The following is a 13,900-nucleotide window of genomic DNA, read 5'->3' on the forward strand; positions in this document are numbered from 1 at the left end:
CAAATTGAAAGATTTGGGGTTTTTTTATTCAACTACTGTTGTTAAAAATGATAAAATCAGCTTCTTTGAAGCTTGAGAAAATAACCATGGATAGCGCACAAACCACCCACCAAACTCGCAGTCAGACCACAAGTGGCCATTACGCTTTGCTGTGGGCAGGGGCAGCTGTGTCAATCGCTGAGATTTTGACGGGCACCTACCTTGCGCCGTTGGGGTGGGAGCGTGGCTTGTTAGCCATCGTCATTGGGCATATGATTGGTGGTTTGCTATTTTTTCTAGTCGGCTATATTGGGGCAACCCAACGCAAAAGTGCCATGGAAACAGTGAAGGGTAGTTTTGGTTTTCATGGTGGGATGCTTTTTGCTTTGCTAAATCTTGTGCAATTGGTCGGTTGGACAGCCATCATGATTTATGATGGGGCATTGGCAGTCAATGGGATTTGGGCTATCGGACAAGCGGCCTGGTGTGGTGTGATTGGTGCGCTGATTGTGCTGTGGCTGTGGATGGGCAACCGCTTCTTTGGCAAAATCAATGCGTTGGCGGTAGCTGGGTTGTTTATTTTAACACTTATTTTGTCGTTTAAATTATTTAAGTTAGGCGCTGGGGATGTGGCAGCGACAAAAGACGTGGCAGCAGCAATGAGCTTTGGGGCAGCGGTGGAGCTCGCGGTCATTATGCCATTATCATGGTTGCCACTGGTGAGTGATTATACTCGCAATGCGCAAAGACCTTTGCAAGCGACACTTGTGAGCACCGTGAGCTATGGGGTGATGAGTGCGTGGATGTATGCGATTGGACTGGGCATGGCGTTGTATACCCAAACCTCAGATTTTGCCCAAATGCTGTTACAGCTTGGATTGGGCATGACTGGGTTATTGTTGATTGTGCTCGCGACGGTGACAACCACGTTTTTGGATGCGTACTCGGCAGGCGTGTCGGGTGTCTCGCTGTGGCAAAAACTTCCAGAAAAAGGCTTGGCAATTGGCATTACCCTCATCTGTACTATCGCAGCTATGTTGTTTCCCATGGATGATATCACTGAATTTTTATACTTTTTAGGCTCAGTTTTTGCGCCAATGGCAGCCATTCAAATTGTGGACTTTTTTATTTTAAAAAATACCGGTATCAAACAGCGTTTTAATGTCAAAAATTTGATTGTTTGGGCGATTGGTTTTTGCTTGTACCGTTATTGGCTTGCCCATCCACTTGATATCGGCAATACCTTGCCGGTGATTATGGTGACGATGCTGTTATGCTTCTTGGTTAATGTAGTCCCAAAAAAATAATGCCGTCAGCCACGCTTACGTCAATTTTTTACAGTCCAATTTTTTTCATAGTAGGGCTAATTGGTTGATTTAAGCCTTACACTTGCTATCAATAGCAAAAGCCCTGTCACAACGAACAGGGCTTTAATCAAAAAAATCGAATTTAGCTTAAATTTAGCTTAGAACTTATTTATTTTTATTGTCTTCTAAGATTTTATAGATTTCATCTTTTAATTGCAGTTTTTGTTTTTTTAATGCTTCAATTTCGTCGTCACGGCTGCCTGCTGCAACAGGATCTTTTTCTAGGTTAATGATTTGAGCATCTAAGTCATTGTGTTTATCAAATAATTTTTCAAAGTGTTTATCAGAAGTTTTTAGTTTGCTAATAAGTTCGCGATGTTCTGGAAACATAGTTCTTTCCTTTCTTTGGTTGTATGTGAAAAATAATGCAAAGGGGTCAACACATAAGACAAATTTGATTGAGTTAATATATTGCATTTGTCTTATTAGCATTGTAACTAAAAATCGCATGGTTGACTATACGCTAATCGGTAACAATTGGTGAGGGGGCAAAAGCCATACTATCAATGCACTTAAGTAATTTATGTATTAATATTTTGTTATATAAAATAATAAACGTTTTGTTTTTTAAAACATAGCTATCAACTTTCTCACATTGTCAAAGCCCACAAAAATCACAATAATAAGGTTAACACAATGACTTACCCAATAACTAGAAGGAAACTACCATGTTAGATCAAGGTTTATTAGATGCAGTAAAAAGTTATAGCGAACGTATGACTCGCCCGATTGAGTTTGTGTTGGGTGAGGGTGAACATGAACAGCGCGCTGAACTGGTGGATTTTTTGACCCAAATTGCAGGAACCACTGACAAGATTCGTTTGAGTCAACAATTCGATGCCAATCTATCACCGATGAGTTTTAAAATCCGTAGCCAAGACAAAGATACAGGTATCATTTTTAGTGGTATTCCAGGTGGTCACGAATTTACCTCATTGATTTTGGCGATTTTACAATCAGGTGGTAGTGAAATCAAACTTGACCCAGGTATTCAAAATATTATTAAGGCGATTAAACAGCCGCTAAAATTTGAAACTTTCGTCTCATTGTCTTGCCACAACTGTCCAGACGTGGTACAAGCGCTGAACCAATTTGCGTTATTGAACGACAACATCAGCAATGAAATGATTGATGGTGGTGTGTTCCAAGACATGATTAACGAGCGCAATATCCAAGGCGTACCTGCGGTATATTTAAATGGTAAACCTTTTGCCAATGGTAAAATTGACACTGCCAAACTCATTGAGAAACTGCAACAGCAATATCCAGATTTGATGAGTGGTGCAGCAGCAGCCGAACAGCTTGAGCAGCAAGATGTAACCATCATCGGTGGCGGACCTGCGGGCGTAGCGGCAGCCATTTATGTGGCACGTAAAGGCTTAAAAGTGACCATGGTGGCTGATCGTATCGGTGGGCAAGTGAAAGATACCCAAGATATCGAAAACTTGATTTCAATCCCGTTGACCAATGGTAATGAATTATCTGCCAATTTTGTCAAACATATTGCCGCTTATAGTATCACGGTCAAAGAAATGGTAAGCGTGACATCCATCAGCGAAAATTCTGCACAAATGAATGAGCAAGGCGAGGATAAGCCAACCTACCAAATTACCTTGAATACCGGTGAAAGTTTTGGCACTCGTGCGATTATCGTAGCGACGGGGGCAAAATGGCGTAAGCTTAACATCAAAGGTGAAGACGAAAATATCGGTAGTGGCGTCGCATATTGTCCGCACTGTGATGGTCCGTTCTTTAAAGGCAAAGACGTGGCAGTTGTGGGCGGCGGTAACTCAGGGATTGAAGCGGCAATTGACTTGGCAGGCATTGTCAAACACGTGACAGTGTTAGAATTTGCTGACACGCTCAAAGCAGACCAAGTATTGATTGATAAAGCCAAAGAGCGCGATAATATCGATATCATGACAAGTGTAGCGAGCCAAGAGATTAAAGCAACTGATGGTAAAGTCAGTTCGCTAATTTACCAAGACCGTACCACCGGTGAAAACAAAGAATTGCCATTATCTGCTATCTTTGTGCAAATCGGACTGGTGCCAAACTCGGAAGTGGTCAAAGATTTGGTACAGGTGACCAAATTTGGTGAAATCGAAATCAATGAGAAATGCCAAACCAACAAACCCGGAATTTTTGCCTGTGGTGATGTCACTACCGTACCGTTTAAGCAAATTAATATTGCGATGGGCGAAGGTAGTAAAGCGGCACTCAGTGCGTTTGAATACCTCATGTTGCAATAATTTTTCACCTGTTTTTTTAGTTATTTTTCAAAAAAAGCCAAACTATGACGTTTGGCTTTTTTTTTGCGGGTAACTTTTTTTGGCGGGTAATATGGTGTTGCCTTGTCAGTGTATATTGGCGAGGTAGGCATACTACCAAAAATCCGCTACAATAACTTGCAAACTATTAATAGCGATTTAAATAATAGCGATTTAAAGGAATAAATCATGACAACAGCAAATACTTCATCCATCAAGCAGGTTACGGTAGCCGGCGGCGGCGTACTGGGTTCTCAAATCGCCATGCAAAACGCCTTTTTTGGCTTTAACGTCACAATCTTTGATAAAGAACCTGAAAAGGTCAAAGAGCGCATCGCAAAACTCATGCCCATCTACGCCAAATTCTATGACAAAAGCCCAGCACAAGCCCAAGTAATGACCCATGCGATTCGCTATGTGACTGACTTAGGCGAAGCGGTGGCACAGGCTGATTTGGTCATTGAAGCCTTACCAGAAGTCCTTGATATCAAAAATGAATTTTATAAGGCGCTGGCAAAGGTAGCCCCAAGTCACACGATTTTTGCCAGTAACAGCTCAACCTTGATTCCTAGCCAAATGGTCGAAGCCACAAGTCGTCCCGATAAATTTTTGGCGTTACACTTTGCCAACCGTATCTGGGTGAACAACACCGCAGAAGTCATGGGCTCAGCGCAAACCGATCCGGCGGTATTTGACAGCATTGTTGCTTATGCCAAAGCCATTGGCATGGTGGCGTTACCACTCAATAAAGAACAGCCTGGCTATATCTTAAATACCCTATTAGTGCCTTTTTTAAATGCCGGCATGCACTTGTATGCCAATGACATTGCCGATCCCCAGACCGTTGACAAAACTTGGATGATTGGCACAGGCGCACCGATGGGACCGTTTGCCATGATGGATATCGTAGGGGTTAATACCATTGTTAATATCAGCCAGCAAAAAGCCAAAACAGGCTCAAAAACTGCCGAGCGATTTATCCAAAAACTGCAAACCGAACTGATCGATAAAGGTCGCACAGGGTTTGAAGTGGGGAAGGGTTTTTATGATTATCCAAACCCGGCTTATAAAGACCCTGATTTTTTAAAATAAGCGTCAAAAAAGTTTAAAAGTCAGTATTTGAAAGTCAGTAGATGACAAAAGCCCATTGACCTAACATGGGCTTGGTTTTTTATCTTTTATTGCGGCAGCACCCACCGCTAGCACTTGCCAAAGCCAACAATTTACCCCAAAATGATAAAAAATTGTTGCCAAAAAACCCCGATGAAGCCAACCACCGCCCAACAAGTCAACACCTTATTATATTATTTGCAGACCAAACAGACACCGCCGTTTGAGATACTGTTTTGGGAAAACTTGCAAAAGATTGACTTTGATTATTCAGCCAACAGCCTACAACAACTCAGTCGGTTTTTTGCAGCAATGGCAAAACGCCACATTCAATTGCCACAATTATTGGCAAACCAAAGCGGGCAAGCACTTGTGGTAGCGCTCGCCGCTTATATTGCAGACTATTTAGCCAAAACCACCGGGCAACCGATTGCTTGGTATGACTATGACAGGATGTCAGCGCAGCTGGCACGGCAAAATAAGCACCCCATCCAGTCACAGTTACCTGCCGATTTTTACGCGTCACTCACCGCGCGCATCGGACACAAAATCTATTGCCAACCGCTTAAGTTATTACCAGATTTGTTGCAGGGTAAGGACGTGTTGCCACAGTTTATTGCCCAGATGACGCAGACCCTCTATCAGCAATCGCAAGTCAACTTATTGCAATCGCCTGAGGCAGTGTGTCAGGGCTATTTGGCAAAAGTGAAAACAGGCAAACTACAAGACGATGCTATCGCATTTTCTACCTATTTGGCAGCGGTGAATTTTGATAATAGTCGTGATAGCTTAGTGCAAATTGATGAGGCGTTATCGGCTATTCAGCAGGCGTTTGGGTTTACGCAAGCGGATTATCTGGACTTTTTGCAAGATGCCTCACATCAAGCATTTTGCTATTTGCTGGGGTTTTATATTGGCGTGACCAGCAGTCGCTTGGCAAATGTGCCCGTGCGCTGGGTATCTTTTGCGCAGATGTATGACAGCTTGGGCGAGGAGTTTGCTGAATGCCTTGAGCATAGTTTTGTACTGCTGTTTGAGGACTGCTATCGCACACCGATGCTGGTAGTGACCAATCGGTTATTTGGACTTGCTAGCAGTTTTCCGACCACTGCTGCTGAGTTTGCGGATATTTTGCAGCGGCAAAATGCAGGTCACCTAGCAGTTTATCCTTATCAAGACGCTGTGAGCGCTACCGCTGACTTGCCAGCGCCTTGGACGTCAGCCATGCAGGCGGCGGGTGCGTTAGTGGCGTCTGTGCTATCAAGGCTATCACAAGGTGAGCCGATTTTACCTTCTGTGTATCAAGCCCATACCAGCGACAATACAGGGGGTGAATTAACCGCATTTAATCCATCCAATATTAAGTTGTTATATCCTCACGATACGGATTTAGATACAGTTACAGCCACAGATACAGATACAGACACAAATATAGACACAGTGATTGATAGCCTCTACCAAACGCTGCATCAAAACCCACAATTAGCCCCCATAATCGTAGGCTGTTTTGATAGCTATACCAATTTGCCGATGGGGCGTACCGAAGGGATTGTGATTGAGATATGGGTGTATGAAAACCCTCGCTTACAGTTGCAGCTTGTGTTGCCGTATCAGTCCGCCAATGATTGGCACAGTCTAAAAATTTATCCGTTAGTCAGTCATCAAAACGGCGCACAAACAGCGCTTACCTCCGAACAAATAACCGCGTTAACCACGCACTTTTACCAAGCACTGCTAAGCACACCTTCAACACAAAATACCGCGGTCAAAACGCTGTGGCAAGACGCCTATGTCAATCAACTTGATAGTTGGGTATTGCCGCCCAAAGACCAGCGTATCCAGCAACAAAACGCGCAGCTGGTGACACGATTTGATTTTGCGCTATTGCCGATACTCGATAATCAAACCAATGTGAATATGGCAGCTTTTGACTATACCAGCATTGATTGGCGCGGGTTTGATTTGGCAAAATATATTTTGCAAACCAGCCACCACGAGCAAAGCTATTTGCAAGTATACGTCAGTGATAACTTGATTAAAGATGAGCTGTATCGGCAAGTAGAAGCGACTGAGGATTTATATCGCTATGGCAAAGTGGTGTGGGGTGTTGTGATAAAATCTGATGCGGCGTTAACCAAGCCTATGTCAGAAGAAGAACGAGACACGCCTTTTGCCAACTATCGGGTAAGTTGTGCCGACATTTTGTTTGATCCAAGCGGGCAAGCAAGGGTAGAAGACTTGCAAGCCAAGGCAAGTCAATTAATGGATGCGGTTGGCACAGTCAATCAGCCGCTAAATGCTGCATCCGACGTGGCGTTTTATCAGTTACATTGCCAAGACGACACATCTAGGGTATTTAATTTGGCTTATCCAGCCAGTATCGCAGCGACAAACTATCGGATAACTAGCAGTTGGATTTGGCGGCGTCATTTGCCCAATGGCATGTTATCAAATAGCGTAGTGCCCATTATCATTCATACTCATGCTTACCAAAATAAAGCCGAGCAGGGCGAAATTATGGTATTGCCTAGCCAATTATGGGATAAAGCCTATTATCACTATTGGCTAAGCTTGGCTTATGAGCAGTTTGGGCAAGATTATGATTTACTTCCTTATATTCACTGGCAGCAAAAATACGCACAGGATAGCACCGATGCCGCGACCCAAAAGCGGCTATGGCCAAAATTTAAACCCAATCGAGCACCCAGCCGAGAACAAAGTTCAGCTATCGGATTGATGTCAGACAAGCTAGAAAATCCAATGTCAGCTACTGCTCAGCAACAAGCCGCTATTCAACAAACGACTGGGCAAAAGCTTGCTGATGTAAAGCCAACTTTACAACCACAGACATCACAGGCAGCCCAGACACCAAAGCCAATGCCACCACCCTCACTATCCAATGAATTGACGCAGCAACTTATGAATGACAAGCTGCGCTTACAAACCCAATTATCTACCAAAGATACCGCCAAAGATAAAAAACTCCTGCTGATTGCTATCGGTGGGGTGCTTGTTTTGATTATCATGGTGATACTGGTCAAATTGATGCGATAAATTTGCCCAATTTTTATTTGAAAAAATTCAGCATACGCATCAAAAGGTCATAAAAATTTGTTATGCTAACGGTCTGTAAGTTGGATGATGACAACAAAAAGAAAGATAGGGATACAATATGAAAATTATTGCTGATGGCAATATTGCTCATTTAAGCGATTTTTTTAATGAACACACTTTAGGGCGACCCATCGAATTGATTGCGATGGCAGGGCGCGAGATTGACGCGGCTGTGATAGATGAGCATCAGCCCGATATTTTGTTAGTGCGTTCCGTCACGCCTGTCAACAGGCTGTTATTAGACAACAATAAAAGCGTCAAATTTGTCGGTAGTGCCACCATCGGCATCGACCATGTCGATGTGGAGTACCTCGCCAAGCGCGGTATCATTTTTGCCCATGCCGCTGGCTGTAGTAAGCATTCGGTTGCACAATATGTGGTGGCAGCGATTGCCAATTTGCGCCCTGACTATTTTTTCAAACCCATCAACCTTGGCATTATTGGGGTGGGTAATATCGGTAATACCCTCGCGCAATATGCGATTTCCTATGGCTGGAATGTGCTGGGCTATGACCCACTCAAACCACCGTCCGTAGTCAACAATGCCAAACTTGAAACTGTACTGCAAGAAAGCAATGTGATTAGCTTTCACGTGCCACTAACGCATGCGCACAACAGTTCATATCCCACCCATCACGACTATCTGATGACCCAAGCGCGTTGGCAAACCGTATCCGACACTGCCATCATCATCAATACCTCGCGCGGTGCAGTCCTCGGTCGTGATGATATTGTCGCAAGCCCGAATGTGTGTGTGCTCGATGTGTTTGAACACGAGCCCAATATCGATGCAGAGCTGCTCAAAGCCTGTAGTATCGTCACTCCGCATATCGCAGGTTATACCCTAGAAGGCAAACTTAGGGGCACACAGTTTGTCTACAATGCCTTATGCAAATATTTACAGGTTGCCCCAACGGTTGATTTTCATAGCTTGATGCCAGCTGAAGTGCCGCTGTTTCAAAAAGTGCATAACCCACTCAAAGACCACGAGCGCCATCAACTGCTCAATAAAATTCCTGTGATGTATGATATCAAAGCCGATGACAAGCGTTTACGTAGTGTGGCAAACGCAAACGGTGATATTGAAGGCAAAGACTTTGATAACCTGCGTAAAAACTACCCGCTGCGCCGTGAATGGCAATCATACGTGTTTAAAATTTGATAAAAATGTTCACCATGACATAAAGCAAAAATAGCCAGTATGGGAAAATACTAGCTATTTTTTTTGGGTCTGCTAATATTGTCGCAAATCCACCTATCCAAACTGCTATGTCAACCACTTATCAACCTACTTGCACCCTACAAACCGCCCAAGCCCGTGCTGCGATGTATGCCACTATTCGCCAGTTTTTTGCCGAGCGACAAGTGCTAGAAGTACAAACTCCTGTGCTGTCACAGGCGGGCAATACCGATATATTTTTGCAATCCGTCTCTAGCAATGTCACTGTGGCCGACCATCCAACAACCTATTATCTGCACACCTCACCCGAATTTGCCATGAAGCGTCTATTGGCAGCTTGGCAAGTACCGATGTACCAAATTTGCCCCGTGTTTCGCGACAACGAAATTGGCAGCCGCCACAACATTGAATTTACCATGCTCGAATGGTACCGTCCCAATTTTAGTTTGGATGAACTGGCAAAAGAAACCAACGATTTGGTGTCCGCGGTACTCGGCTATCCGGTGATTTTTGACCATTATCGCTATGTGGATGCCTTTATGGATTTTGTCAAAATTCATCCCTTCGATGCCAGTTGCGATACCCTCAAAGCCATCGCCAAAGATAATGGTCTTAACATTGATTTGGGGGAGGATCACCAAGGCTGGTTAGATTTATTATTTAGTCATTTGGTGGAGCCTAATTTGGGAAAAGCGCTACCGACACTCATCTATGATTATCCTGTCGCCACTGCCGCCCTCGCCAAGACAGTCACAGACAAAGATGGCAATCGGGTGGCTAGACGCTTTGAGCTGTATATCAACGGTCTTGAAATCGCCAATGCGTATGATGAGTTGGCTGATGGACAGGCGCTGCGTCTGCGCTTTGATGAAGATAATGTGGCGCGTAAAAAACGTGGGCTGCCTGTGATGCCAATTGACGAAAATCTGCTGGCAGCTTGTGATGACCTGCCAGCTTGTAGTGGCATTGCGCTTGGTATTGACAGGCTGCTAATGATTAAAACGGGCAAAACCCATATCCGCGATGTCATCGCTATACCCACCCCTCACGCCTAACAGCAGTGAACTCAAAAAATAGGAATTGATATGAAAGTTTGGCATTTATTTTTGGGGCTGGTGGCAGGCTTGGGCATCCCGATTCAAGCAGCGATTAATACCCGATTGGGCGCAATGTTTGGTGGCCAACCGCTAATGGCAGCATTTGTATCGTTCACGGTTGGCGCGCTATTATTGTGCTTGGTGTCTTTGCTATTTGTCGATTGGCAAGCGGTGCAATCGGGTCTATCAGACATGCAAATCAGTGACTGGTGGAAATGGCTTGGCGGTGCGCTGGGCGCGTTTTTTGTCTTTGCGTCGATTTTTTTAGCGCCAAAAATCGGTGTTACCAATACGGTGTTTTTGTTTATTTTAGGTCAGCTGGTCATGGGCATGGTGGTGGATAGTTTGGGTTTATTTGGTATGCCTGTGAAAACCCTGCATTGGAGTAAATTTTTGGGGATTGTATTGATGCTAGTCGGCGTATCGTTTTTTATGTTTGGACAAAAATGGTTTGCTAAGTCGTCATAATGCTACTTTTAGGTCAATCTGCAAATCCAATCGCTAATTGATGGATATAGTCATTGAATTTGTATTCATCTTGCGAAGCAATCATAAAGGCATTGGGAATAGACTCATCCATACCCAATAACATCACCACGCCAAAATCTTCGGCTTGAAAATAGCGCTCATGCGGCTGCCGCAGTTCAATGATTTCACTGGCGATATGCTGTAATTTTTCACTCAAATCAGCTGGAATCGATTGTCCATCAAAATCATACAGTTGGGCATGGTGTTTTAATCCCCCATTGACGCCATTAATAATCGCTTGCGCCAACAGAAACTCAGCCAGTGGCAATTCATCAAACCAGTGAATTTCGCTTTGTTCAATCGCATCAAAGTTGCGGCTCATTTGCACCATCGGGTTATGCTGCTTTTTTGGACTTAGGTCATCGACATGAATGCCCCAAACGCCGTCATTATCGCAGGTTTTGCCAATGACGAGATGGTCGCCCAAGCGTTCTAACGGCAATAAGCCAAGGTGATTAAAGCCACTATTGAGACTAGCGATATTGCCTAAAGCCAATAAATAATGATACAAACCTGCAGGTAATTGAACGCCCAAGGCGTGCTCATTTTGCTCAATCATCGCCTGACTGACACCCAGCGGTTCGGGGTGATTTTCCAGTTGATATAATACCTTAATAGCACGAATAGGGTTTAGCATAATCAACTAGCGAATCCAAGCGTTCAAAATATTGGCAAAGGCTTGTTTGTCTTTGTCGCTATAGGGGGCTTGTCCGCCCAATTTGCTTTGTTGACTGGGGTCAAAAACGCCTGTACTACGCATGGTATCCATAAAATCGCGCATATTAAGCTTTTGCTTAATGTTGTCTTTGTCATACACAAAACCGCGAGAGGTGACTACCTTGGCGCCTTTTTCAATGCAGTCATTGGCAAGTGGGATATCGCTTGTGATGACCACATCACCCGCTACACAGTGCGCTGCGATATAGTCATCCGCTTTGTCAAAACCGCCTTCGACCACTGTCATCTGCAAAACTGGCAACCGCGGTAAAGCAATGCCGCGATTGGCGACAAAAATCGTGGTCGTCTGGGTGCGCTGCGCGGTTTTGATGATGATTTGCTTGGCAATAGTGGGAATTGCGTCAGCGTCTATCCACAGGGTGATTTTTGCTGTCATGGTTTTCACTAAAAAGGATTAGTCGTCTAGCAAATCAAGCTGTTTGGCAGACTGGAATAACACGTTTGAGCGGTTGCCTGAACGGCAGAACATAAACACGGGTTTTTCTGCTTGATTAAAAATCTCGGCAAACTGCTCAACTTGCTCACGGGTTAATTGACCACCAACGACCGGTAGATAATGATAGGCGAGCCCTGCTTGCTGTGCTTTAGTAGCGATATCTGTTTGCAGCGGTTGGTTGAGTTCTTCGCCATCGGGGCGGTTATTGATAATGGTTTTAAAACCTTGCGCTTGAATTTGAGCAACTTGCTGTGGCTCAATTTGACCATAAAAAACAGTATTGTTTGGCATGTTGTGTTTCCTTATAAAGTTAGCGTTGATTATTCATGTTTTTACTGACTGCGACAAGTAGATTTATTGGGTTAATTGTTTAACCGCTTGTTGCGTACTTAAAAATACCTTGCCTGTTAATTTTTGAATCACATCGGTTTTTTCAATCACATCCATCACCGGCCCTTTGACTTCCGAAAAATGTAGGGCGATAGCTTGAGCCGCCAAATTTTGGTTTAAATTGATGAGCATATCTTGTGCTGTCAAATCGATGTGATTGACTGCCGATAACATCAGTACCAGATTTTTAGTCTGTGAATGACTGGCAATCGCCTGCTCAATAAACTGTAGCACGGACTGGGCATTGCCATAAAACAGGCTTTCATCAATGCGAATGATCAACAAATCATCAAACTGCTTCACTGGATGGCGTGCAACATTACGAAAATGCCCGGTATCACCAATTTGACCCACAATCGCGATATGCGGGTGGCTGGTTTGCCAAATCAAGCCTGCAAAGGAGGCAAACAGCCCCGCCACCAAGCCAATATTTAGCCCAAACAATAACACACCTGTGAGTGCCACGCCAAATGCCAGCGCATCGAGTTTGTCATAGCGCAGCGCTTGCTTGAGCGTTTGTACATCAATCAGGCTGATAATCACTGACATGATCGTAGCGCCCAATATGGCATAGGGAAGTGGCTCTAAAGTCTGGCTAAAAAACAGCAGCACCAATGCCATCACCAGTACCGATAACATACTGGCAAGGGGACTTTGCGCACCCGCATCGACATTTACCGCGGTGCGTGAGAAGCCACCAACAATGGTAAACGACTGAAAAAACGCACCTGCGATATTGGCAAAGCCCAACCCTTTGAGTTCTAGATTAGCATCGTAAGCTTCATTGCGTTGTCGGGCAAATGAGCTGGCAACCGAGTTGCTAGAGACAAATGCAATCAGCGCCATCAATCCGGCTGCAGGTAATAAATTAATGAGTTCAACGGGCGAAATCTGATAAAACGGCAGCACAAAATGCGGCAAACCACTGGGTACATCCGCCACTGTGCGAATACCGATATCGGCAAAATTGCCAACTTGACTGGCGATAATACCGATTGCCAGTACCGCAAGAGGTATCATACGCGTGATGACCTCAATGACTTTGGCAGCCAATAAAGGCTTGAGCCAAGTTTTAAGATAATAGCGGTTGATAATTAGGACGGTGAATGCCGCAACACCGACCATCAAGGTGGGCACGTGCAACTCACGGCGATGAAACAAAAAGGTTTCAACATTCTCTAGCAGTGAATTGCCACTGATCGCGATACCTGTCACATATTTGATTTGCCCGACCAAAATCAAAATCGCCGCGCCACTAATAAACCCTGCCGTCACGCCACGGCTAATAAACTGGGTAATCCAGCCGAGCCGAAACACGCTTGCTAGCCACAATAGTGTCCCTGTTATCAGCGCCAAAAACGACGCCATAATGGCATAATGCATGGGCGGTAATTCGTTATAGGGCTGCAGCGCTTGTGCGGTCATAATCGCAGTAATCGCCACGGGACCGACGGCATTGACCGAGCTTGCGCCAATCCACGCATACACCAGTACCGGCACAATCGCTGAATATAACCCATATACAGGGGGCAACCCCGACAGCATGGCATAGCCCAAACTTTGCGGAATTACCAAAATACCCACGATAACACCCGCCAACAAATCTTGACTGAGATTTGCCTTGTTATAGTGCGTTACCCAGTGGGGTAATCGTCGCAAGTAGGCTAAATGTAATGGCAAGGTGGTTATTC

General features: G+C 44.6%; 12 protein-coding genes. 7 read left to right on the forward strand and 5 right to left on the reverse strand.

The genetic code is table 11. From position 1 onward, the window contains the following. The first annotated feature begins 86 nt into the window (after nt 1-86). Entirely contained in the window at nt 87-1,286 is a 1,200-nt protein-coding gene (gene cytX / locus AXE82_RS09410; protein ID WP_062334029.1) for a putative hydroxymethylpyrimidine transporter CytX, read from the forward strand. Between the two features lie 165 nt (nt 1,287-1,451). Here cytX and AXE82_RS09415 read toward each other — a convergent pair whose 3' ends face one another. Further along, nucleotides 1,452-1,676, reverse strand: coding sequence for an HP1242/YdcH family protein (locus AXE82_RS09415; protein WP_062334032.1), 225 nt, complete (start codon nt 1,674-1,676; stop codon nt 1,452-1,454). Nucleotides 1,677-2,014: 338 nt separating this feature from the next. Here AXE82_RS09415 and ahpF point away from each other — a divergent pair, with 338 nt between their 5' ends. The 6 genes from ahpF (at nt 2,015) to AXE82_RS09450 (ending at nt 10,585) form a co-directional block, all read left to right on the forward strand. Then, nucleotides 2,015-3,598: an alkyl hydroperoxide reductase subunit F gene (gene ahpF / locus AXE82_RS09420; RefSeq protein WP_062334035.1), complete on the forward strand. Its 1,584-nt coding sequence runs from the start codon at nt 2,015-2,017 to the stop codon at nt 3,596-3,598. Between the two features lie 207 nt (nt 3,599-3,805). Then, nucleotides 3,806-4,708 carry a 3-hydroxyacyl-CoA dehydrogenase gene (locus AXE82_RS09425; RefSeq protein ID WP_062334038.1) on the forward strand — a complete coding sequence of 301 codons (903 nt, stop codon included), beginning with the start codon at nt 3,806-3,808 and terminating at the stop codon, nt 4,706-4,708. 171 nt (nt 4,709-4,879) lie between these two features. Beyond that, on the forward strand, nt 4,880-7,780 hold the full coding sequence (locus AXE82_RS09435; RefSeq protein ID WP_147285568.1) for a hypothetical protein: 2,901 nt from the start codon (nt 4,880-4,882) through the stop codon (nt 7,778-7,780). Between the two features lie 118 nt (nt 7,781-7,898). Next, nucleotides 7,899-9,002, forward strand: a complete 1,104-nt coding sequence (locus AXE82_RS09440) for a 4-phosphoerythronate dehydrogenase (protein WP_062334043.1) — start codon at nt 7,899-7,901, stop codon at nt 9,000-9,002. Nucleotides 9,003-9,109: 107 nt separating this feature from the next. Further along, a complete protein-coding gene (epmA, locus tag AXE82_RS09445) occupies nt 9,110-10,075 on the forward strand; it encodes an EF-P lysine aminoacylase EpmA (protein WP_062334046.1) in 966 nt (321 codons plus the stop codon). A gap of 30 nt (nt 10,076-10,105) precedes the next feature. After that, nucleotides 10,106-10,585 (forward strand): DMT family transporter, encoded by a 480-nt coding sequence (locus AXE82_RS09450; protein ID WP_062334048.1) that lies wholly within the window; start codon nt 10,106-10,108, stop codon nt 10,583-10,585. A 13-nt stretch (nt 10,586-10,598) separates the two neighbouring features. Here the strand turns inward: AXE82_RS09450 and AXE82_RS09455 are convergent, their stop codons facing one another. From AXE82_RS09455 to AXE82_RS09470, 4 genes are all read right to left on the reverse strand, one after another. Further along, nucleotides 10,599-11,282, reverse strand: coding sequence for a hypothetical protein (locus AXE82_RS09455; RefSeq protein WP_065252138.1), 684 nt, complete (start codon nt 11,280-11,282; stop codon nt 10,599-10,601). Between the two features lie 6 nt (nt 11,283-11,288). Continuing rightward, nucleotides 11,289-11,747: a YaiI/YqxD family protein gene (locus AXE82_RS09460; protein ID WP_062334928.1), complete on the reverse strand. Its 459-nt coding sequence runs from the start codon at nt 11,745-11,747 to the stop codon at nt 11,289-11,291. Nucleotides 11,748-11,777: 30 nt separating this feature from the next. Then, on the reverse strand, nt 11,778-12,110 hold the full coding sequence (locus AXE82_RS09465; protein WP_062334054.1) for a protein tyrosine phosphatase family protein: 333 nt from the start codon (nt 12,108-12,110) through the stop codon (nt 11,778-11,780). Nucleotides 12,111-12,173: 63 nt separating this feature from the next. After that, nucleotides 12,174-13,889 (reverse strand): SulP family inorganic anion transporter, encoded by a 1,716-nt coding sequence (locus AXE82_RS09470; RefSeq protein ID WP_062334057.1) that lies wholly within the window; start codon nt 13,887-13,889, stop codon nt 12,174-12,176. Between the last annotated feature and the right edge of the window lie 11 nt (nt 13,890-13,900).

Source organism: Moraxella osloensis, from assembly GCF_001553955.1.
In the GTDB taxonomy this organism is placed as follows: Bacteria; Pseudomonadota; Gammaproteobacteria; order Pseudomonadales; family Moraxellaceae; genus Faucicola; species Faucicola osloensis.